Source organism: Desulfocurvus sp. DL1XJH-121, from assembly GCF_054819825.1.
Genome location: NZ_JBTVWW010000024.1, coordinates 24783 through 46840 on the forward strand (window position 1 = coordinate 24783; position 22058 = coordinate 46840).

The 22058-nt window shown below is 65.8% G+C and carries 18 protein-coding genes and 2 tRNA genes; 8 read left to right on the plus strand and 12 right to left on the minus strand.

Annotation, left to right across the window (positions count from 1 at the left end; translation table 11 throughout):
• Window positions 1-16: 16 nt before the first annotated feature.
• The 9 genes from ACYYG1_RS14555 to ACYYG1_RS14595 form a co-directional block, all read right to left on the minus strand.
• Window positions 17-499, minus strand: coding sequence for a tetratricopeptide repeat protein (locus ACYYG1_RS14555; RefSeq protein ID WP_461211059.1), 483 nt, complete (start codon window positions 497-499; stop codon window positions 17-19).
• Window positions 500-545: 46 nt separating this feature from the next.
• Complete coding sequence (locus ACYYG1_RS14560; RefSeq protein WP_461211060.1) at window positions 546-1022, minus strand: hypothetical protein; 477 nt, start codon at window positions 1020-1022, stop codon at window positions 546-548.
• 41 nt (window positions 1023-1063) lie between these two features.
• Entirely contained in the window at window positions 1064-1717 is a 654-nt protein-coding gene (locus ACYYG1_RS14565; RefSeq protein ID WP_461211061.1) for a hypothetical protein, read from the minus strand.
• Window positions 1718-1732: 15 nt separating this feature from the next.
• Window positions 1733-2104 (minus strand): hypothetical protein, encoded by a 372-nt coding sequence (locus ACYYG1_RS14570; protein ID WP_461211062.1) that lies wholly within the window; start codon window positions 2102-2104, stop codon window positions 1733-1735.
• Window positions 2105-2145: 41 nt separating this feature from the next.
• Entirely contained in the window at window positions 2146-5292 is a 3147-nt protein-coding gene (locus ACYYG1_RS14575; protein ID WP_461211063.1) for a hypothetical protein, read from the minus strand.
• Between the two features lie 29 nt (window positions 5293-5321).
• The gene (locus ACYYG1_RS14580; RefSeq protein WP_461211064.1) at window positions 5322-5771 is read right to left on the minus strand and encodes a type III secretion system chaperone; all 450 of its coding nucleotides are present in this window, start codon (window positions 5769-5771) and stop codon (window positions 5322-5324) included.
• A gap of 210 nt (window positions 5772-5981) precedes the next feature.
• Entirely contained in the window at window positions 5982-7169 is a 1188-nt protein-coding gene (locus ACYYG1_RS14585) for a sigma-54 interaction domain-containing protein (protein WP_461211065.1), read from the minus strand.
• Window positions 7170-7559: 390 nt separating this feature from the next.
• Window positions 7560-9605, minus strand: coding sequence for a methyl-accepting chemotaxis protein (locus ACYYG1_RS14590; protein WP_461211066.1), 2046 nt, complete (start codon window positions 9603-9605; stop codon window positions 7560-7562).
• 460 nt (window positions 9606-10065) lie between these two features.
• Window positions 10066-10142, minus strand: a tRNA-Arg gene (locus ACYYG1_RS14595).
• Between the two features lie 257 nt (window positions 10143-10399).
• Between ACYYG1_RS14595 and ACYYG1_RS14600 the strand changes: the two genes are divergently transcribed.
• The 8 genes from ACYYG1_RS14600 to rho all read left to right on the plus strand — a co-directional run bounded on the left by ACYYG1_RS14600 (window position 10400) and on the right by rho (window position 17727).
• Window positions 10400-11830, plus strand: a complete 1431-nt coding sequence (locus ACYYG1_RS14600) for a DegQ family serine endoprotease (protein ID WP_461211067.1) — start codon at window positions 10400-10402, stop codon at window positions 11828-11830.
• A gap of 330 nt (window positions 11831-12160) precedes the next feature.
• Window positions 12161-13048 (plus strand): 4-(cytidine 5'-diphospho)-2-C-methyl-D-erythritol kinase, encoded by an 888-nt coding sequence (gene ispE / locus ACYYG1_RS14605; RefSeq protein ID WP_461211068.1) that lies wholly within the window; start codon window positions 12161-12163, stop codon window positions 13046-13048.
• Window positions 13049-13052: 4 nt separating this feature from the next.
• Window positions 13053-13128 (plus strand) — tRNA-Gln (locus ACYYG1_RS14610).
• A gap of 26 nt (window positions 13129-13154) precedes the next feature.
• Window positions 13155-14096, plus strand: a complete 942-nt coding sequence (locus ACYYG1_RS14615) for a ribose-phosphate diphosphokinase (protein WP_461211069.1) — start codon at window positions 13155-13157, stop codon at window positions 14094-14096.
• A 70-nt stretch (window positions 14097-14166) separates the two neighbouring features.
• Entirely contained in the window at window positions 14167-14781 is a 615-nt protein-coding gene (locus ACYYG1_RS14620) for a 50S ribosomal protein L25 (RefSeq protein WP_461211070.1), read from the plus strand.
• Window positions 14782-14896: 115 nt separating this feature from the next.
• Window positions 14897-15526 carry an aminoacyl-tRNA hydrolase gene (gene pth, locus ACYYG1_RS14625; RefSeq protein WP_461211071.1) on the plus strand — a complete coding sequence of 210 codons (630 nt, stop codon included), beginning with the start codon at window positions 14897-14899 and terminating at the stop codon, window positions 15524-15526.
• A 65-nt stretch (window positions 15527-15591) separates the two neighbouring features.
• A complete protein-coding gene (locus ACYYG1_RS14630; protein ID WP_461211072.1) occupies window positions 15592-16113 on the plus strand; it encodes a CarD family transcriptional regulator in 522 nt (173 codons plus the stop codon).
• 366 nt (window positions 16114-16479) lie between these two features.
• The gene (gene rho / locus ACYYG1_RS14635) at window positions 16480-17727 is read left to right on the plus strand and encodes a transcription termination factor Rho (RefSeq protein ID WP_461211073.1); all 1248 of its coding nucleotides are present in this window, start codon (window positions 16480-16482) and stop codon (window positions 17725-17727) included.
• Window positions 17728-17816: 89 nt separating this feature from the next.
• Here rho and ACYYG1_RS14640 read toward each other — a convergent pair whose 3' ends face one another.
• The 3 genes from ACYYG1_RS14640 to ACYYG1_RS14650 all read right to left on the minus strand — a co-directional run bounded on the left by ACYYG1_RS14640 (window position 17817) and on the right by ACYYG1_RS14650 (window position 21870).
• The gene (locus tag ACYYG1_RS14640; RefSeq protein WP_461211074.1) at window positions 17817-18533 is read right to left on the minus strand and encodes a response regulator; all 717 of its coding nucleotides are present in this window, start codon (window positions 18531-18533) and stop codon (window positions 17817-17819) included.
• 62 nt (window positions 18534-18595) lie between these two features.
• Window positions 18596-20605, minus strand: a complete 2010-nt coding sequence (locus tag ACYYG1_RS14645; RefSeq protein WP_461211075.1) for an ATP-binding protein — start codon at window positions 20603-20605, stop codon at window positions 18596-18598.
• Complete coding sequence (locus tag ACYYG1_RS14650; RefSeq protein ID WP_461211076.1) at window positions 20602-21870, minus strand: ABC transporter substrate-binding protein; 1269 nt, start codon at window positions 21868-21870, stop codon at window positions 20602-20604. The genes ACYYG1_RS14645 and ACYYG1_RS14650 overlap by 4 nt, the downstream gene beginning before the upstream one ends.
• Window positions 21871-22058 lie beyond the last annotated feature (188 nt).

Sequence of the window (22058 nt, forward strand, 5' to 3'; positions counted from 1 at the left end):
CGTCCTCCTCACGGGGCTAGGCCCTGTCGAGCATGGTAAGCATTGATTTGGCGCGCCGCGCGTAGGGAACCTTTTCCGGGTCGCCCTGGACCTTGTCTCCGGCGTCCACGGCCAGGTTGAAGGCCAGCCGGGCGTTTTCGGCCAGGCCAAGGGCCATGAAGCAGTTCCCGGCCCTGAAGGGGGCCACGGGATCGTCCGGGGCGATGCCCACGGCCCCGGCGTAGCCGTCCAGGGCCTCGCGCCACTTCTCCTGGGACTCGCAGGCCCCGCCGTAGCCCAGCCAGGCGCGCAGGTCCGAGGGGGCGAAGAAGAGCATGGCGAAAAACAGCTTTTCGGCCTGCGGGTAGTTCCCCACGCTGTAGGCGGAACGCGCCAGCGAGAAGATCATTTCGGCGCTCTGTTTGGCCTCGCCCATGGCCTTGGGGTCATTTTCCACTTCCCGGGCCAGGGCGTCCTGGGCCTGGGCCAGCCTGCCCATCAATTCCTGATTCGTTTCCATCGCTCTCACCGCCATGGTTTTTGTCGTGGTTTCGGCGCTCGGCGCCCTAGGCCTGGTTGCCCAGTACTTCCAGCATGTGCTCGGCGCGCTGCACGTAGGGCATCCTGCGGGCGTCGTTCCGCATGTCCTCGCGGGCCGAGGCCGCGAGCTCGAACATCTGCCGGGCCTCGGCCGCACGGCCCAGGTTCATCAGGCAGACCCCGGCCCGGTAGGGCGCCACGGGGTCACCGATCACCTGGCCCACGACCATGGCGTAGCAGGCGGCCGCGACGTCCCATTTTTTCTGGGACTCGCAGGCCCCGGCAAAGCCCAGCCAGGCCTTGGGGTCCGTGGCCTTGAACATGGCCATGCCCATGAACATGGTCTCGGCCTGGGCGTAGTCCCCGCTGGCGTAAGCGCCCTTGGCCATGGCGTAGAGTTCGTCGTAGGCCTCGGGGGAAAGCTTGATCAGATCGGTGACGTGGCCCTTCTCTTCCAGGGTCTTCAGTATCTGGGCCTTGATCTCCGGCCACTTCTCGTCCAATTGCTCTGCACTAAAATCAAACACTGTCAGCCTCGCTTGCGTTAGATCGATTTGCCCACGCTGGAAAGCAGGCCCCCCAGGTCCTTGATGGCGTCGGTGGCCAACTGCTGGGCGCTGTCGCAATCCTTGGCCGCCTGGTCGAACTGGGCGGCCAGGGTCTTCATGTCCGTGGACTGGATGTTCTTGGCGTAGTCCAGGCCGTCCCGGACGGTCTGCCACTGGTCCTTGTCCAGCTTGTCGTCGCCGGGGAACTTCACTCCGTAGTTGGTCAACGCAGTCTTGATCCTGGTTTGCTCCGCCGAGACGGCTCTGCTGTACTGGCTAAGGCCACGGGGAGTGGTGAGATCGTAATCCCCGCTTTTGACATCCCCGACCCCGAAGCCCACCGCCTTGTCCTGGTCCACGGCGACCTGGTATCTGCCGGCCGCCCATTGCGACAGCTTGCAGACCTCCTGGTAGCTATTGCACTTCTCCTGGTAGGCCTCGTAGACCTTCTGCATCTTCGCGGTCTGCTGGCCCGCGGAGGCCATGCAGAGGGCCAGATAGGCGCCATGGACGGTCTCGGCCGCGGCTTTGTTCGAAAAAGCGGTCACGCCGGTCCCGGTCAGGCCGGCGGTGAAGGTATTCTCCTCCCGCGTCACCGTGGTCTGCTTTTGGGCGTAGTTGTACATGCTGGTTAAATCGAGCGTTCCCATAACGGCCTCCCGTATCTAAATCTTCATTATCTTGCGCTTTTTCTTCTTCTCGGAGGCCTCGCCTTCGGCCGCCTCCGCCGCCGGGGAACCGCCGCGCCGGGCCTCGTCCAGCTTCTTGCGCATCATGTCCCGGCCCTCGGGATGCAGGGCTCCCTCCGCGACCATGGCGTCGATCTGCTCCTGGGTCTGGCCCAGGGCGTCCAGCATCATCCTCTGGCTCTTCCCGGCCTTGTCCACGAAATTCCGGCGTATGCGCAGCTCCTCGTCCACGGCGTCGATCTCGGCCTGGAGGTCCGCCACGGCCTTGAGGTCCCGGAGCATGCGCTGCTCCTCGATCAGTTCCTCGGCCTCGGCCTTCAGGGCCGCGATGTCCTTGCTCTCGTCCATGTCGTGCCGTCCTCGCTGTTCCGTGCCCAAGAAGAATCGCCCTAGCGCTGGTTGGAGCCCACCACCAGGAACAGGTCGTCCAGTTCCAGGTGGGGCGTGTCCGTTCCCAGGCCGCTCAGGGTGTAGTCCAGCTGGCCCCTGAAGCCCATCTCCACGTGCTGCTCGTCGTCCTCGCCCTTCTGCTGGGCGTAGTCGAGGCGCACGCTCACGGTGCCGTCCTCGCGGGTGGTGGCGTAGAACCGGGCCGTATCGCCCCCGGTATAGCGCCCCTCGTGCATGCGGTAGGCGATGAACAATTCCCGGGTATCCTCGACCTGGGCCAGCCCGCCCTCGAAGAACGCGCCGGGCACGTTCTGGTACATGACCATGGAGAGCTGCCGGGCCCGCTTCTCGCCGCCCACGGCCTCGATGAAGCGGTCCAGTTCACGTTCGCGGCCCCGCGCCGTCGCGTCCTCCATTCGGGACGCGTCGCCGTAGGTCTCGCCGTCCACCACCACGGACCGGCGGAAGAAATCCTTGACGAATTCGTGGTTCAGGCCCCGGTAGCCCGTGTTGCGCTCGGTGCGGCCCATCTCCGCGCGCAGGGACTCGGTCACGCTGTCCTTGATGCCCCGCTGGTCGATGGTCCCGGAAACCTTGCCGTGGGCGTAATCGCCCACCACGCTGACGCCCGGCCCGGCCACGGAGCGCAGGTCCGAAATGTCCATGCGACTCACGCGCTGGTCCGGGCTGGTGCCGAAAAGGACGTCCCAGTCGTCCAGGCGGACCACGGCGTCGTCCTCTCCGTGGCCCTGGATGGTGTAGTCCAGGCTCAACGCCACGCCGCTCTGGTGGCTCTCGGTGCGGGAGCCGAGCTTCTGCTCGGAATAATCGATGTGCACGGACAGGTCGTCCCCATGGGTCAGGAAGGACAACAGCGTGGTCCCGGAGCCCAGGACCGTGCCGCCGTGGCTCTGGTGCTGGTCCACCAGGGGCCGCAGCCCGGGATCCTGGCGCAGGGTGGCCAGCATCTCGGAGCCCAGGTCGCCGCTGAACAGCTTGGCGGCCTGCCTGGCCTTGTCCCCGCCGCCGATGGCGCGGGTGAATTCCCCGAGCTGCTCCTCCAGGGAGCCCTCGGCGTCCGGCCCGCCGCAGGTCTGGCCGTCGACCATCACGCCCGCGCGGGTGAACTGCGACACGAAGGCCTGGGGGAAGCCCCCGGCCACGGACTGGCGCCGCTCGGGCCGGCCCAGGCGCTCCGTCAGGGCGGCCCGCAGGGCGAGGCCCAAGGCCTTGTTGTCCACCTCGGCGGGGCGCAGGCCGTCGGCCACCAGGCCCACGGTGAAGCCCCGGCCCAGGGCCGGGCGCAGGTCCGAAAGCCTCTGGAAGCCCAGGGGGCGCTCGGCGAGACGGTCCGTGGCGTCCTGCCGGGCCAGGTCCGAACTCTCGTAATAGGCCACGTTGGCGTCCATGCCGATGCGCTCCATGGTCCGCACGGCGTCAGCTAGCCCGTCCCCGCCCGCCTCGGGCAGGGTCACTTCCAGGCCCAGCTTGTCGCAGAGCATGGAATAGAGATCCACGGTCTTCATGGCGCAGCTCGTGGCCGTGCCCACGCCCCGGTCGTCCAGGGTCTCGCCCAGGAGCTCGATGGAATCCGAGATCACCTGGTCCACGCCCGCGAAATACTGCTTGCACCCGTCGCTGGAGAGGATGGTCCCGAGCTGGTCCTTCTGGTCCCGGCCCAGGCCCCTGGTCAGCTCGTCCACCACGTCCAGCATGGTCCTGGAAAAGGCGTCCCTGTCGTGGGAGCGCTCCATGGACGCGGACAGGCGCGCCATGCGGTCGCCGAACCCGGCCACGGCCTCGCGGGGCACGCCCTTGCCCGTGTCCACGGCCAGGAGTTCGCGCACGGCGTCGCGCATCTGGCCCTTGGCCAGGGCGGCCTTGTCCGTGCCGTTCAGCTCCCCGGCGTCGAAGACCACCTCGTCGCCGATGCGCACGTCCACGTGGTCGTAGCGGGCCTTGATGCCATCGAGTATGCCCTGGAGGGCCTGGCGGTCGTCCGCGTCGGTCAGCTCCACGTTCTCCAGGGCGCTCTCCAGGTTCTCCACCATGGTGCGCACGCCCTGGGACTTGGACAGGGGGTCGTCCAGCTTGAGGATGCCCGCGGACAACTGGTCGCCGGATCTCTCGAACCGCGTGATCAGGGCTTTGTAGTCCCTCTTCAGGTCCTCGGGGAGACGCTCCTTGCGCGAGTCCGGGGCGTTGGCGAACAGCCTGCCGCCGGACAGGCCGCGCAGCACGGTCCGGGCGAAGCCCATGGCGTGGCCCAGGGTCTGCCCCAGGTCGCGGAGAAATCGCATCGGCCGGTTGGCCGGGCCCTGGGCGTCCACGTTCTGGGCCTTGAAGGCCGTGAGGCGGCAGCCGTGGCTCTCGGTCTTCAGGAACAGCCGGTCCTCGGGCATGTCCGCCACGCCCCGGTTCATGGAACCGTAGAGCACAGTGGCCTGGCCGAAGGGCAGGGAGGGCTCGCCGTGCATGTCCAAGCCGCGATGCGCGCCGCCCGTGGCATCGCGGAACGCGGGGATGTGCGACGAGGGCCGCTGGTAGACCTCGCCGGAGCAGGAATCCAGAAAATTGCGCAGCTTGTGCCCAGGATCCGGAAGGTTGAAGGCCCCCTCGCTGAAGGAGCTGCCCTTTTCCCGGGCCTTGGCCGTGAGGAAGGTCATCAGGTCGCGCACATCTTCCCGCGTGGCCGGGCCGGTGACGCTGCCGTCGGAAATGCCCCGGAAGAGCCTGAAGCCGTTGTTCACGCGCTCCTGGAGCCTGGCGGGCATGTCGCGCACGGCCTGCTCGCGCTGGCCGCCCCGCAGGGCCTTGATCTCGTGCTCCACCATCTTGCCGTCCAGCTGGACCATGCTGCCCGAGGGCGGCATGAGCACGCCCACGGTCTTCGGCATGGTGCGGGCCGGGGCGGCGCCCTTCCAGGAGTCGATGCTCGCGGTCAGGTCGCCGCGCAGGGTGGAGACCTTGGGGCCGAGGTTGGCCAGAGGCCTCTGGTCCACCACCTGGCGGCCCTGTTCCCGAATCTCGGCGATCCTGGCCGGGTTGACCATGGGGGCGTCCACGCCCGTCGTGCCCTTGGCGCCCTGGACCGTCACCCCCGACAGCGCTTGCAACGTGCTCCCGCCCAGACCTTCGATACCCATCTCTGCGTCTCCCCGTCTGCTCTCGGCCGCTAGATGCGGAGCATGTTCCCGTCGACGATGTCGGAATCCTGGGCCACGAGGACGGCGGTGATCTTGTCCCGCCAGTAGCGGGCCGCCCCGAACAGGGATGAAAGCTCCTGGTCGATCCAGGAAGGCTCGTCGATGGGCAGGGGAAAATTCTGGTGCAGGGCCAGAAGCCCCTCCTCGGAGTCGATGCCCAGGGTTCCGCCGCCGGTGTACGCGCCCATGTAGTTGCCGCACATCAGCTCGTACAGCAGAGGGGCGTCGCCCTCGCCCACGCGCCCCAGATACAAGGTGACCACCAGTTCGTGGTCGTCCTCCACCAGGCAGAAGAAACACACGATGTCGCCATCCAGGGTCAGGGCCGCCACGCCGTGCTCGTCGAAGGCGAGACCGTCGCCTCCCACGGCGTCGTTGACGTAATCCAAAACAGCCTGCGCGTTCCCGGCGATATCCATTGCCTCTTTCTCCTTTGGGTTGCCGAAAATTGTGTCGGGACGGCCGCGCCGCCCGCTCGTCCAGCCACTAAAGCAAAAGGAATGCCAAGCCTTTGGTGAAAATTTATTCTTTTATTTCAATAAAATATAACACATATCACGCAGGTCCCACCGATGCCGGAGTTGGCGGCCGTGCCACCAACGTTGGCGTCCCCCCGCCCGCGCTGGCCGCTACGCATCGTCCCCGCTCATGCCGTAGCGCAGGAGTTTCTTGCGCAGGCCCTCGCGGGTGATGCCGAGCAACTCGGCGGCCCGGGTCTTGTTGCCGTCGGTGCGCTCCAGGGCCCGGGAAATGAGATGCTTCTCGTTGTCCTCCAGGCGCAGGCTCGCCGGGGTCTCCCCGGGCCCGCTGCCCCCGCCGCGCACGCGGGCGGAAAGATCCTCCTCCATGACCTCCGCCCCCAGGGTCAAGACCGCGGCGCGCTCCATCTCGTTGCGCAGCTCGCGCACGTTGCCCGGCCAGTCGTGGGCCAGGAGCGCGGCCTCGGCGGCCTTGCTCAGGCGCTTGTCGCAGTGCTCGGCCAGGAAGCGCCGGGCCAGGATCAGGATGTCCTCCCCGCGTTCGCCCAAGGGGGGCAGATTCAGGATCACGGAATGGATGCGATAGAAGAGGTCCTCGCGGAACTTGCCGTCCTTCACGGACTGCTCGAGGTCGTTATTGGTGGCGCAGATCACGCGCACGTCCACGGGCACGGGCTTGGTCCCGCCCACGGGCACGACCTCGCTCTCCTCCAGGACGCGCAGGAACTTGGCCTGGTGGGCCAGGCTCATGTCCGCCACCTCGTCCAGGAACAGGGTCCCTCCGTTGGCCTGCCGCAGCAGGCCCTCGCGCTTGTGCACGCCCGTGGCCACCCCGCTCTCGATGCCGAAGACCTCGCTCTCGAACAGGGTCTCGGGCACGGCGGAGCAGTTCACGGCCACGAAGGGACCGTTGCTGCGAGGGGAATTGTAGTGGATGATTTTGGCGAAGACGTCCTTGCCCGCGCCCGTGGGGCCCAGGATCAGGACATTGATGGAATGCTTGGCGATGGCGATGGCCAGTTGCTTGGCCCTCTGCATGGCCTCGCACTGGCCCACGAACTGCGCGGGCTCGTACACCCCGCGCAGGGACTGCGCCAGGTGGTTTCGTTCCTTGCCCAGCTTGCGGTAGGCCCGCTCCAGCTCGGCGTTCTGGCTCCGGAGCATCTCCAGGAGATCCTCGCGGTGCATGTCCCGGGCCTCGACCTTGACCAGCATCAGCCCGAAGGCCTCGGCCAGTTGGGCCACGGGTTGGGGCACGGCCCCGGCGCGCGTCAGTTCGAAAAGCTTGTCGGCTTGCGCCGTCTCGCCCCAGGCCAGACGTTCGCAAACGTCGACCATGAGCGAAAAGGCATCCAACTCGGCCCTGGACAGTGTCAGACCTGATTTGTTAGCCATCGTCTTCCGTCTTTGCAGGACCGCATCCGAAGAGTCAGCGGACGGATGAATCGACAAGAACTGCGGCCGCGTCTGGCGCCGGGCCGAATATGCATCCCCACCGTCAGGCTACCTGAGCCCCCCACAGACGGCACCATTCATCTCAACCTGAGTCATATTCTACCCCGCCTCGCCAGAAATGTCACCCCGGCCCTTTGACGAACGGCACGCAGCCGCGCATTTTTGCGAAATCGCACATCTGCGCGGCCAGACCGGCATTCGCGCAGCCGAGAACGAACAATCCCCCGGAAACAGCAAGGTCTCCGGGGGATTGTGGTTGTCGGGCTGCCAGGATCAGGCCTGGCCCTGCTTCAGGTCCCGAACCAGGGCCTGGAGCACGCGCGCCTGCTCGGCCAGGTCGTCCACGGCCCGGGCGGACTGCTCCATGCTCTGGGAGGTCGAGGAAGAGATCCTGCTGATGTCCTCGATGGCGTGGTTGATCTCCTCGCTGGTGGCGGACTGCTCCTCCACGGCCGTGGCGATGGAGCGCACCTGGCCGGAGGTGTCCTCCACCAGCTCCACGATGGAGGCCAGCTCGTCGCCGGACCTGCCCGCCATGTCCGTGGCCGAGCCGATGAACGCCACCACCTTTTCCACGTTGTCCACGTTCTTGCGCGTGCCGTCCTGGATGCCGCGGATGGCGTCGCCCACCTCCTGGGTGGCGGTCATGGTCTTCTCGGCCAGCTTGCGCACCTCGTCGGCCACCACGGCGAACCCGCGCCCGGCCTCGCCCGCGCGCGCCGCCTCGATGGCCGCGTTGAGCGCCAGGAGGTTGGTCTGGTCGGCGATATCCGTGATCACGTTGAGGATCTGGCCGATGCTCTCGGCCCGCCTGCCCAGGGCGGTCATGTCGGACTTCAGGTCCTGGGCCTGGGCCTGGGCCTCCTCGATGCCCTTGACCACGTCGGACACGATGTCCGCGCCCTCCACGGCCTTGCCCTTGGTGGCGTCGGCGGTCTGCGCGGCCTCGGAGGCGTTTCGGGCCACCTCCAGCACCGTGGCGCTCATTTCCTCCATGGCGGTGGCGGTCTCGGCCACGCGGGCGCTCTGCTCCTGGGAGCCGGCGTTGGCCTGCTGCACCTGGGCGGCCAGCTGGCCCGAGGCGGAGGTCAGCACCTCCACCACGCCCTCCAGCTTCTCGGCGGCCTGGAGCATGCCCTGGGTCTTGGCCAGCTCGGCGGCCTCGCGGGCCTTGTCGGCCTCGCGGGTGGCCTCGGCCGCGCGCAGGGATTCCTCGTGGGCCCGGCGGGTGTTCTCGTCGGCCTCGGCGATCTTGTCCTTCAGGCTGCCCACCATGACGCGCAGGCTGTCGGCCAGCTTGCCGATCTCGTTGGACAGGGAGAGGGAAAGGTCCGCGGCCAGGTCGCCGTCCGCGACCTTGGCGGCGTATTCCTGCAATCGCCTGAGCGGCCGGATGGCGATGACGTCCAGGGCCAGCAGGGTGATGAGCACCAGGGCCACCACCGCCGCCACGCCCGCCGCGATCATGAAATTGCGCTGGGACTTGGCCGGGGCCTCGATCTCCGCGTTGGTCATGCCGAAGCCGACCACCCACTGCCAGTTGGGCACGCGGGTCCACACGGCGGTCCTTTCGGGGCCGCCCAGGGAATAGACGCCCTGGCCCTCGGGGGTCTCCAGCATGGCCTTGATGCCGGACATCTTGGAGATGTCCTTGAGCAACAGGTCCTTGTCCGGGCTGCCCACAACCACGCCCTTGGGGGAAAGCATGAAGGGATGGCCCGTCTCCCCCACCTTGGTGGAGGTGATGTAGTTGGCGATGAGGCCGTCCAGGACATAGGACATGCCCACGCCGCCGATGACCTCGCCGCCCTCGTCCTTGATGGGCGAGGTCACGCTGACGATGAGCTTGCCCGTGGCGTAGCTCTTGGTGGGCGCGGTGCTGTAGCCCTCGTTCCCGGCCAGGGCCGCCTGGATGTATTCGCGGTTGGCCAGGGGATTGAGCTTCTTGGCGGGCTTGCCGTGGGTCATGGAGATGACCTGGGTGCCCTGGGTGTTGAACACGTAGATGGTGTTGATCTCGTCGGCGGCCTTGGACGCCGCGCGCATGATCTCGTCGGCGGCCTCCTTGTCCTGGCCGTTTTGCAGGAACCCGCGCAGGATGGGCATGTGCGAGATGCCCCGCACCAGCTCCATCTGCTGGGACCCGAAGTCCTGGGTGGACTTGGCGATGGTGGAAGCCACCAGGGTCATTTCGTGTTTCGCGGAGTCGATGCTCCGTTCATAGCTGGTCTTGGCGACCCAGAAAACCAGCAGGGACTGGATCAGGACCACGACGGCCCCGACGATCACCAGGATCGTCGTACGAATACTCTTGGACATTGTAACCCCACAAAATCGGTGAAAAACACTCTCCGGCCAAGGCCGGTCCTTGAACCATCTGTCTCGCACGCCGCGCAGAAGCCGCGGCCCTGGCTCCTCCTTTTGCCGATCCCGGATACATCTCCGCCGAACGCGTCGGCACCAAAAAAAAGCCCGGCCGCCTGATGGCCAGGCGGCCAGAGCCGTTCATGCCCTGGTTCCTCCCCGACCAGCCCCTGGCTGCGGGGAGAGGCCCAAAAAAACCCGGTCCGCAGACCGGGCAACGGGTCTTGATGCAAAGGTCCCATCCGCCCCGGGACAAACCTGGGGGAACAGATGGAACTTATCCATAGATAGGCTAAGGGTCAAGAAAGACAGGCAAACCAATCTCGCTGCCCGGGGCGGGGCGAAACTCTGCGCGCGTGCCGCCCGGAAACAAAAAATCCCGTCCGCAGACGAGGCAGACGGGATTTTTGCTTTCTGGTGCGCCCGGCAGGAGTCGAACCTGCGGCCTACGGCTTAGGAGGCCGTCGCTCTATCCGGCTGAGCTACGAGCGCATTGCCCGGACGATAGCCCAATGCGGGGCGGGACGCCAGTCCCGGTGCGGGCTTCTCCGAAACGGAGAGTCTACCTAGCCGAGGCCGGGTGAAAATGCAACCGCTTTGCCGCGCCCGGCGCGGCCACAAGGATGTGAAAATTTCGGCACAAGCGGTTTACACATCCCGCGAAGGGCTTATAGTGGAGCGGTCCGTTCCGGAACCGCCGCGTTCCGCCGGACGAGGAGACGCATTGCCACACCTTGGAGGTTACGAACGTGCGTAAACATCTCAGATACACCCTGGCCACGCTCCTGGTGCTCGCCTGGAGCGCCGCAGCCATGGCCGCCAGCCTGCCGGAATTCACGGATCTGGCCGCCAAGGCCGGAGACGCCGTGGTCAACATCAACACCGTGAAACTGGTCAAGCAATCCGACCAGATGCGCGAATTCTTCAAGTTCCGCCAGCGCGGCACGCCCTTCGACAAGTTCTTCGACCAGTTCGACGAGCTGTTCAAGAACCGTCCCGACGCCAAGCCCCGCAAGGAGCGCTCCCTGGGCTCCGGGTTCATCATTTCCAAGGACGGGTACGTGGTCACCAACAACCACGTCATCGAAGGCGCCGACGAGATCAAGGTCAAGCTCCAGGACACGGACGAGTCCCTGGACGCCGAGATCGTGGGCCGCGACCCCGAGACGGACCTGGCCCTGCTCAAGATCAGCGCGGACCGCGACTTCCCCACCCTGTCCTTCGGCGATTCGGACAAGGCCAAGGTGGGCCAGTGGGTCATGGCCATCGGCAACCCCTTCGGCCTGGACCATTCCGTGACCGCGGGCATCATCAGCGCCAAGGGCCGCATCATCGGCTCCGGGCCCTTTGACGACTTCATCCAGACCGACGCGTCCATCAACCCCGGCAACTCCGGGGGCCCGCTCCTGAACATGGACGGCGAGGTCATCGGCATCAACACGGCCATCATCGCCTCGGGCCAGGGCATCGGCTTCGCCGTGCCCTCCAGCATGGCCAAGCGCGTCATCGCCCAGCTTCAGGAGCACAAGAAGGTCTCGCGCGGCTGGCTGGGCGTGACCATCCAAGGCGTGGACGAGAACACGGCCAAGGCCCTGGGCCTGGACAAGGCCTACGGCGCGCTCATCGCCTCGGTAATCCCGGACGAACCCGCGGACAAGGCCGGGGTCAAGCCCGGAGACGTGATCATCAAGATCGACGGCCAGGAAGTAAAGGACTCCAACGACCTGCTGCGCAGGATCGCGGCCTACACCCCGGGCAGCAAGCTGCGCTTCACGGTCTGGCGCAACGGCTCGTCCAAGCGCCTCACCGCCACCCTGGGCGAGCGCGACACCGAGCGCCTGGCCAAGTCCGGCAAGGCTCCCGGCGGCCCGCAGCAGCAGGACAGCGACTCCTTCCTGGGCATGACCGTGCGCCCGGTGAACGAGGAGGAGGCTGCGGCCCTGGGCCTGGACAAGGCGCAGGGGCTGCTCGTCGTGGAAGTGGACGCCAACACCCCGGCCCAGGAAAGCGAAATCCGCCCCGGCGACGTGATCCTGCAGGCCAACCAGCGCCCCGTGTCCAGCGTGGGCGACCTGGAAAAGATCATCAAGGGCGACGCCAAGGACAAGGGCGTGCTGCTCCTGCTCATCCAGCGCCAGGGACAGACGGTGTTCCGCACCGTGCCTCTGCCCGGGGAATAGGAACCAGCCGAACGAAACAAGTCAGGGGGGCCGCCAGGCCCCCCCTTTTTTGTTCCGCCGCGCCCGTGGGGCGGGCACGGCGAAATGGCTCGCGGCAAGACGTCCCGGGGTCAGAGTCGTTTCCCCCCGCTGCGGCCACGAAGTAGGCCAAGCAAGGCCGATGCCAACGGCCCCACGCCAATTCAAAACCTTATATTCCATCATGATACATTAACACCCTCACGCCGCGGCCGAGACCGGCGTTGGCGGCTCCGCCAACGCCGCTGCCATGGCCGCCCCGCGCTCCCCCGTCTTGCGCCGGACGGACGCTTGCGGCATGTTGGGGCGATCATGACGCGCCATCCGGAAACCATCGCCCTACTAACGGGCTGCAAGGTCAACCTGCACCTGGAGATCACGGGACGCCTGGACAACGGCTACCACAGCCTGCGCACCCTGTTCCTGCCCCTGCCCGAGCCCCACGACGAGTTGGAGCTGGCCTTCGGCGGGCGGGACGGGACGTTTTCCCTCGCGGCGGACGACCCGGCCCTGGAGGGCGAGGACAACACCCTGGCCAAGGCCTGGCGGGCCTTCGGCCGGGCCACGGGCTTCGCCCCGGGGCTGGCCGTGCGCCTGGCCAAGGGCGTGCCCATGGGCGCGGGCCTGGGCGGAGGCAGCGCCGACGCGGCGGCCCTGCTCAAGGAACTCAACGCCCGCGCGGGCGAACGCGCCCTGCCCCCGGACGAACTCGCGGCCCTGGCCGCGACCATCGGCGCGGACGTGCCCTTCTTCCTGCTGGACGGCCCGGCCTGGGCCGAAGGCATCGGCGACCGGCTGACCCCGGTGAGCGTGGACCTCGCCGGATTCACCCTGCTCCTGGTCTGCCCAGCCGAGCACGTGTCCAGCGCCTGGGCCTACAGGGCCTGGGACGAGGCCGGGGGGGACCGCCGCCATCCCCCGGAAAACCGGCGCGGTTTCTTGACATGCGGGGGCAGGGAGTTTAAAAACTCTCCTCGCTCTCGGATAGCGCTCTTCAACAGTTTTGAGGACGTTGCCTTCAAAAGGCATCCCAATCTGCTGAAGATGAAGGAAAAAATGTTTTCTTCCGGAGCTTCGGGAGCGGTCATGAGCGGCAGCGGAGCCAGCCTTCTCGCCCTGTATCGGAACCCCGGAACAGCCCGGACCGCCTGCGAGGCGTTCAGGAAGGAAGGCATCCCCGCGTTTTTGCACACGCTCTGAACGCTGGGGTGTAGCCAAGTTGGTAAGGCAGCGGGTTTTGGTCCCGTCATGCGTGGGTTCGAATCCTACCACCCCAGCCATTTATTCATAGATAAGGAAGCGCACCATGGCCATCGGCGAACTCAAAATCATGACTGGCTCGGCCAACCCCTCGCTGGCCCGCGAAATCTGCAACCACCTGGGTTGCGAGCTGTCCCAGTGTCTCACGGACACCTTCTCGGACGGCGAAATCCGCGTGGAGATCGGCTCCAACGTGCGAGGGGCCGACGTCTTCGTGGTCCAGCCCACCTGCGCTCCGGTGAACTTCCACCTCATGGAGCTGTGCATCCTGCTGGACGCCCTCAAGCGCGCCAGCGTGGGCCGAGTCACCGCCGTGGTGCCCTACTATGGATATGCGCGCCAGGACCGCAAGGTCGCGCCGCGCGCGCCCATCAGCGCCAAGCTGGTGGCCGATTTCCTGACCGTGGCGGGCATCGACCGCCTGGTCACGGTGGACCTGCACGCCGGCCAGATCCAGGGCTTCTTCAACCTGCCCGTGGACAACCTGTACGCCGCCCCCGTGCTCCTGGACCACCTGCGCCAGACCGAGGACGACTTGGTCATCGTCTCCCCGGACGCCGGAGGCACCGAGCGCGCCCGCGCCTACGCCAAGCGCCTGGGCGCCGGCTTGGCCATCATCGACAAGCGCCGTGACGCGCCCAACCAGGCCAAGGCCATGAACGTCATCGGCGACGTCAAGGGCAAAACGGCCATCGTCCTGGACGACATGATCGACACCGCGGGCACCATCTGCGCCGCGGCCGACGTGCTCAAGGACAACGGGGCCAAGGACGTCGTCGCCTGCGCCACCCACGCCGTGCTCTCCGGTCCGGCCGTGGAGCGCCTGGAGAAGTCGCAGTACTCCCAGGTGGTGGTGACCAACTCCGTGCCCCTGAACGATAAGGCCAAGGCCTGTTCCAAGATCACGGCCCTGAGCCTGGCCAGCCTGCTCGGCAAGGCAATCCACAACATCCACACGGAATCGTCCGTGAGCGTGTTGTTCGTCTAAATCATTACGCGCCGCCCCGCCCCGGAACGACCCCGGGCCGGAAACCAAGGCCGCAAGGAGAACCCAAACCATGTCCGAGACCATCACCCTCAAGGTTGCCAAACGCGAGGAACGCGGCAAGGGCGAGAACCACCGCCTGCGCGCCGCCGGCTTCGTGCCCGGAATATTCTACGACAAGAGCGAGAACATCGCCGTGAAGTCCGCGCACCTGCCCCTGGAAAAGGCCTACGCCAAGGTGGGCACCTCCCAGCTCCTGACCCTGGACATCGACGGCGACGCCCGTCCGGTGATCATCAAGGAACTGGTCAAGCACCCCTACAAGAACCGCATCGACCATGTGGACTTCTACGGCGTGGACATGGCCAAGACCGTGCGCGTGCAGGTTCCCGTGGAGACCACGGGCAAGCCCAAGGGCCTGGATTTCGGCGGCGTGCTGACCATCTTCCGCGACCACCTGGAAGTGGAGTGCCTGCCCGCGGACATCCCCAGCTCCCTGACCATCGACGTCTCCGGCCTGGACCTGAACGAGAACGTGGCCGTGGACGAGGTCCCGACCCCCGACGGCGTGACCGTGCTCTTTGACGAGCACTTCGCCGTGGTGGGCCTGGTGGCCAAGGCCGAGGAGGCCGGCGAGGGCGAGGAAGGCGCCGCCGAGGCCGACGAGGCCGCCGAAGAGGCGGAATAGCCTCCTTCCCGCAACCCGCAATCCACGAGGATCCCGGACCGGTCCGGGATCCTCGTTTTCCCTTGTCCGGCGGCGGGGCTCAGCCCGCCGTCGCCGTCGCCGCATTCCGAGCGCCATGAAAAACTACGCCCTGCTCATAGCGGGCCTGGGCAACCCAGGCCCGGACTACGCGCTTACGCGCCACAACTTCGGCTTCATGGCCGTGGACAGGCTCGTGGAACGCTGCGGCGGCGAGGAAAACTGCCCCGCCGTGAACGCGCGCGGCGACTGCCTGACCCGGGAGTGCCGCCCGGCGCGCAACCTGCCGCCCGTGCTCACGGCCAAGCCCCAGACCTACATGAACCTCTCGGGCCTGGCCGTGGGGCGGCTGGCCTCGCGTTTTTCCATCCCGGCGGGCGACGTGCTGGTGATCCACGACGACCTGGACCTGGAACTGGGGCGCATGAAGCTCAAGCAGGGCGGCGGCGACGCCGGGCACAACGGCGTGAAGTCCGTGGCCGAACACCTGGGGACTCCTGGTTTCCTGCGCCTGCGCCTGGGCATCGGGCGCCCGCCGCAGCGCGGCGGGGGGCGGGATTTCGTGCTCGACGCCTTCAGCCCCGAGGACATGGACGTCGCGGCCCGGGTCCTGGACGCCGCCATCAAGGGGATCCTGCTGCTCCTGCGCCGGGGACTGCCCTTCGCCGTGCAGCACATCAATGCCTTCGACGCCCGCCCCGGCGGTGAAAACCCCAAGGAAACCTAGACTTGGCTGGTGAAGTGCGCTACGGTTCTCTCGTGTCGGCTGTTATATTTTGAGGTAGTTATAACGTGTCCAAGGCCTTTTCCGTCAACGAGCTCGTCGTCTACCCCGCACAGGGGGTGGGCAAGGTGGAGCGCATAGAAGAGCAGGAAATCGGCGGATCCAAGGCCGAGTTCTATATCGTCCGAATTCTGTCCAACAACGTGACCCTGATGGTCCCCGTGGCCAACGCCAAGAACGTGGGCCTGCGCTCGGTCTGCTCCAAGAAGAAGGCCGCGAGCATCCTGGACTCCCTCGACGACCGCACCGGATTCACCGGCTATTCCGGCCAGAACTGGAACCGCCGCTACCGCGAATACTCCGAGAAGCTGAAAAGCGGCGAATTGGCCGACGTTGCCTACGTTCTCAAGGAGCTCCTGCTCATCGGCAAGGACAAGGAACTGTCCTTCGGCGAGCACCGCCTGCTGGAACAGGCCATGGGCCTGTTGACCCTGGAGCTGGCCCATGCCATGGACAAGGAGCAGGACGCCGTGCGCTCCGAGATCGAGGAAATGTTCGCAGACGTGATCCGTCCCAAAGAAAATCAGTAGATAACCTCTTGCCAACGCTCCAGGCTTGCGTTAAGCATCTGGCATCGCATCCGTGATCGATGTGCATTTTGAATGCAGAGAGCGTTAATCAGCTCCCGTAATCATCCCCTTAAAATAGATTAAAACAAGCCGTCCTACGCAACAGGATTCGCCTCTGGCGATTCAAGTTTCGGCGTAGAGCATTGCGGAGTTCTGGTACAGTACCCGCGACCATCCACGCCTCATAAATCATTACAAAACGTCAACACCCACGCCACTCGACCCCCACCCAGGCGACCCTGCCCGGACAAGGGAAGAATGCGCGCACGTGCACCCAACATGAGCAACCAAAAACGACAAGGGAAGCAGAGCGACGCGGAGTCCCAGATGAATCAATCCGAACTGAAGATGAAGCCCATGCACGAGCTCATGGAGCTCGCCACAGAGTACAAGATCGAGAACCCCAGCGGCATGAAGAAGCAGGAGCTCATCTTCGCCCTGCTCAAGGCCTGCGCTTCTCAGAACGGCAACATCTACGGCGAGGGCGTCCTGGAAATCCTTCCCGACGGTTTCGGCTTCCTGCGCTCCCCCATGTACAGCTACATGCCCGGGCCGGACGACATCTACGTCTCCCCGTCCCAGATCCGCCGCTTCGGCCTACGCAAGGGCGACGTGATCACCGGCCAGATCCGGCCGCCCAAGGAAGGCGAACGATACTTCGCCCTCTTGCGGGTCAACGAGATCGGCTTCGAGAAGCCCGAAGCGACAAAGACCCTGGTTCTCTTCGACAACCTCACCCCCATCTTCCCCGACAAGCAATTCCGACTCGAAACCGGCCAGGAGGGCCTTTCCGCCCGGGTCATCGACCTGGTGGTGCCCATCGGCAAGGGCCAGCGCTGCCTCATCGTGGCCCCGCCCCGCACCGGTAAGACCGTGCTCCTGCAGACCATAGCCAACTCCATCTCCGCCAACCATCCCGACGCCTACCTCATCGTGCTGCTCATCGACGAGCGCCCCGAGGAAGTCACGGACATGGCGCGCACGGTCAAGGCCGAGGTGGTCAGCTCCACCTTCGACGAGCCGCCCACGCGCCACGTGCAGGTGGCCGAGATGGTGCTGGAAAAGGCCAAGCGACTGGTGGAGCGCAAGAAGGACGTGGTCATCCTGCTGGACTCCATCACCCGCCTGGGCCGCGCCTTCAACGCCGTGACCCCGTCCTCGGGCCGGGTGCTCTCCGGCGGCCTGGACGCCAACGCCCTGCAGCGCCCCAAGCGCTTCTTCGGCGCGGCGCGCAACATCGAGGAAGGCGGCAGCCTGTCCATCATCGCCACGGCCCTGGTGGACACGGGCTCGCGCATGGACGACGTGATCTTCGAGGAGTTCAAGGGCACGGGCAACAGCGAGATCATGCTGGAGCGCCACTTGGCCGAGAAGCGCGTCTACCCTGCCATCGACATCAACCGCTCGGGCACGCGCAAGGAAGAGCTGCTCCTGGACCAGGACGTACTGAACAGGATGTGGATCCTGCGCAAGATCCTGGCGCCCATGAACCCGCTGGATTCCATGGAGTTCCTGCTGGGCAAGATGAAGGGCTCCAAGAGCAACAAGGAATTCCTGGACATGATGAACAAGTAGAGAGCCCGCTCCAAAAAGCGACAAGGCCGCCCCCCCTCGCGGGAGGCGGCCTTTTTTCATGTCCTGGGGTCGGGAGCCCCCGGGGGCGCCTAGGCGGCGGCCCCCAAGGCGGCCATGGCCTGCTCCCTCGTGTCGTAGATCGTTGCGAAACGGGTAATGCCCACCATGTCGAAGACCTTGCGGAAGTTGTCGGACAGCCCGGCGATGGCCACGCTCAGGCCCCGGCGCTCGGTATCGGACAACAACTGGATGAGCACGGCGATGCCCGCCCCGTTGATGGATGAATTCTCGTCGAACTGCATCATGAGCTTGCCCCCGGCCTGTTCGTAGGCCGAGACGAGCAGCGGCTCGGAGCGCGAGGTCACGCTGCCCTTGACCCGGACCACGGTGATGTCGCCCTCGGTGGTGGCGGAGACTTCGTCCTCCCGCTCCTCCAGGAGCTTCAGGCGCTCCTGGGCGCGCCTGAGCGCCGTGTCCAGGTCGGCCTTCTGGATGGGCTTGTTGATGAAGTCCGTGGCGTTCAGGTTCAGGGCCTGGATGGCGATGTCCATGTCCCCGTGGCCGGTGATGACGATGACCTCGGTCTGGGCGTCGATCTCCTTGATGCGCTTCAATACCTGCAGCCCGTCCATGCCCGGCATCTTGATGTCCGTAAGCACGATGGGCGGCTTTTCGCTGGTGAACAGCTCCAGCCCCTCCTCTCCGCTCTGGGCGGTGAGGACCTCGAAGCCGTAGGCCCCGAGAAACAGCTTGAACATCTGCAGGGTCGGCTGTTCGTCGTCGATGACGAGAATCTTTTTGCTCATGTCGTTCGTCCCACCGGACCGCACGGATCAGCGCACGGCCCCCTACGGAGTTGTACAACCCACTATACAGCGGGAGGAAACGACAAGGTGAACGTCGTTCCCGCCCCTATCCTGGATGTAACGGAGATTTCTCCCCCATAGTCTTTCACGATTCCATAGGAAATCGCAAGCCCCAAACCCATGCCCTTTCCAGTTTCCTTGGTGGTGTAGAAAGGCTCGAATATCTTGTCCAGCTGCGACGGGTCCATGCCCACCCCCGTATCGCTCACCGAAATGGACACCTTGCCGTTTTCGCTGAAAGTCCTAATACGTATCAGCCGCGCCTTGGGGTCGCTGTCCTCGGGATCGGACCAGACGTTGATGGCGTCGCGCGCGTTGGACACCAGGTTGAAGATCACCTGCTGCAACCGGTTCCCGTGGGCCTTGATCCTGGGGGCGGACTCGTCCAGGTCCAGCTCCACGGCGATGCGCTGCAGCTCCAGCTGGTGGCCGATGACCTTGCCCACGTCGCGCACGGGCTGGTTGATGTCCAGGCGCTCCGGGGTCAGGTCGGACATACGCCCGAACTGGCGCAGCATGTTGATGATCTCCGTGGCCCGGTCCACCTGGGCGCTCATCTCGCGCGTGACCTCGGCCACCTGCTCCGGGCTCATCTCGCCCTCCCCGGAAAGGATCATGGTCAGGAAGTCGCTGCCCATCTTGATGGCGTTGAGCGGCTGGTTCAGTTCGTGGGCGATGCCCGCGCTCATCTCGCCCAGGGTGGTCATCTTGCTGGCCTGGATGAGCTGGGCGTCCTTTTCCACGATATCCGTGATGTCCGTGGTGGAGACGACCACGGCCTCGCGCCCCGCGTAGATGGTGCCCGAGGCGTGCATGTTCACGAACAGGGGCGAGCCGTCGGCGCGGTGATGGATGGCCTTGGGGTAGAACACGCTGCCCCCGTCGCGGCTCATCTCGTCGAAGGTGGCCAGCGACCCGATCTTGTCCTCGGCCTCCAGCTCGCAGAAGCGCATGCCCAGGAGCTCCTTGACCTCGTAGCCGTAGACCTCCCCGGCCAGGGGGTTGACGTCCATGATCTCCAGGGTGTCCCGCTGGACCACGAAGATGGGGTCCGGACCGGCGTCGAACAGGGAACGGTACTTGGCCTCGGACTCGTTCAGGCGGTTGCGGTAGAGTTTGATGGACCGCACCATGTAGGCGAAGGAATCGGCCAGCTGCAGGACCTCGTCGCCGATCTGCTTGTGGCGGATGACGCATTCGCGGCAATAAGGTGGCTTCACGGGTTCCGCGCCGTCGCGGGGCATCATGGTCTTGTCCACGTGCCAGCAGGGCAGGTCGGAATTGTGGTAGGCCGGGCAGCGCTCCCCGTGCTCCTGGTCCGAGAGGATGTCCGCGTACTGGCTGCCCAGGTCCAGCTTGAAATTCAGGTTGCCCTTGGAAATCTCGTCGGACATCTCGATGAGCTTGGTCACCGGGAAGGTGATGTAGGCGGCGATCTTGTGGCTGATGAGGAAGATGATCACGATGACCAGGGTGATGAAGCCGAGGAACGTGATGCGCAGCTTGGACACGAGGTTGTCGATGTGGCGCTGGTTCAGGCCCACGTGCACCGTGGCGATGCGGTAGATGCCCTCCATCACGGGGGCGGCGATGTCCACGGCGGTCTCGCCCTCCACCTGCACCGGCACCATGCGCGGGGAGAGCACCCCCCCGGGCAGGGGGTTGGCGCCGCGGAGCTCCGCGGGGAAGGGGCGCACGAAGGTATGGGCCAGGACCTCTCCCTCGGGCCCGCTGACGTAGATGTAGGACACCAGGTCCCGCCGCTCGCCCAGCATGCTGACGTCGAAGATCAGCGCGGTGAGGGCCGGCAGGTCCCCGTCCAGCACGAAGCCGCTGCCCCGCTCGGAAACGGACTGGGCGATGGCCACGCCCCGGTGGCGCAACTCGCTGGTCAGGCTGGAGAGCAGGATCCAGCGCGCCAGGAGGGCGATGATCACGCTGATGATCATGATCACCGCAAGGATGGAGAAGAATATCTTGTTCTTCAGGGATATGTTGCGGATGCGCTTCATCGCGTTCCGGCGGCCTCCCCTGCCGGCTCGGGATTCGCCCCCCGGGCCTCAAGGCCCTTCCTTGCCTCGTTCCAGTCGGTGATGAGCACGAACTTCCCGTCCCTGAAGCGCGTGAAGTACACGCGGTCGAATCCCTGGTGGTCCGTGGGCGAGAAAGACAGGGTGTTGGCGATGCCCAGGGAGTAGTCCCTGATGGATTCCAGGGCGTCGATGAAGCCCTCGCGGGTCAGGTTGCGCCCGGCCCGCCTGAGGCCCTCCACCAGGACCTTGGCGTTGATGTAGCCCTCCAGGCCCACGGAGTTGGGCTTCTCGTCCGGATAGTAGCGCCCCAGCAGCTCGATGTACTCCCCCGCGCCCCAGAGCAGGGTCATGGATTCCGGGGACTCGGGCGGCGGCACCACCTGGGTCACGAAGACGTTCTCACCGCTCTCGCCCAAGAGCCGCGCCAGCTCCTCCGCGCCCACGAAGGACACGTTGTGGAACAGGGGCCTGAAACCCCGGTCGTGGGCCCGGGTGATGAACTCGGCGCAGGGCTCGTAGGTGCCGATCATGACCACGGCGTCGGCCTTGGAGGCCATGACCCGCGCCAGGCCCTCCTCCACCTCCACGGTGCCTCGGGTGTACGAACCCCGGGCCACGGGGGCCAGCCCGTATTTCTTCAGGGCCAGCTCCGCGCCCTTCAGGCCGTCGAAGCCGTAGGCGTCGTACTGGTAGAAGACCGCGATGCGCTTGCAGCCCAGGTCCTCCACGAAACGCCGCACGGCCTCGGCGGTCTCCTGGTAGTAGGAGGCGCGCACGTTGACGATGTGGCGGTGGAAGGGTTCGCGCAGGGCGTTGGCCCCTGTGAACATGCCCACCAGGGGGATGCCCGCCTCCTCCACCAGGGGGATGATCTTCACGGTGGTGGGCGTGCCCACGTAGCAGGACAGGGCGAAGACCTTGTCCTCGATGATCAGACGCTGGGTGTTGGACACGCACAGGGGCGGATCGTAGCGGTCGTCGTAGGGGATGATCCGCAGGGTGCGGCCGTGCACGCCGCCCTGCTCGTTGACGTGCTTGAGATAGCACATGGCCCCGACCATGGTCTGCTTGCCCAGGTAGCTGGCGTGGCCCGTGAGCGCCAGGGAGGAGCCGATGAGGATCTCCGTTTCCGTCACGCCCGGGACCGACAGGCGGTCCGCGCCGTCCCGTTCCAGGGCGGGGTCGCAGGCCGCGAGGGCGAACAGGGAAAACAAAGCGGCCAGCAATGGACGAAGCCGTCGCATCGTGAATCCTCCCGGAAATGCCGTAGGCGGCCGAACTCATTGAAAGGGATTTGCAGCACGATAGCAGACTGGCCCCTGTGGTCAAGGGCCTCCTCTTTGCCCCGGCACGCCGGGTTGCCCCAACGCGGGCAATCAGGCTACACTGCCGCGACCGGGACCAGCCCCGGACGACCGGAGCGAAGGCAAAG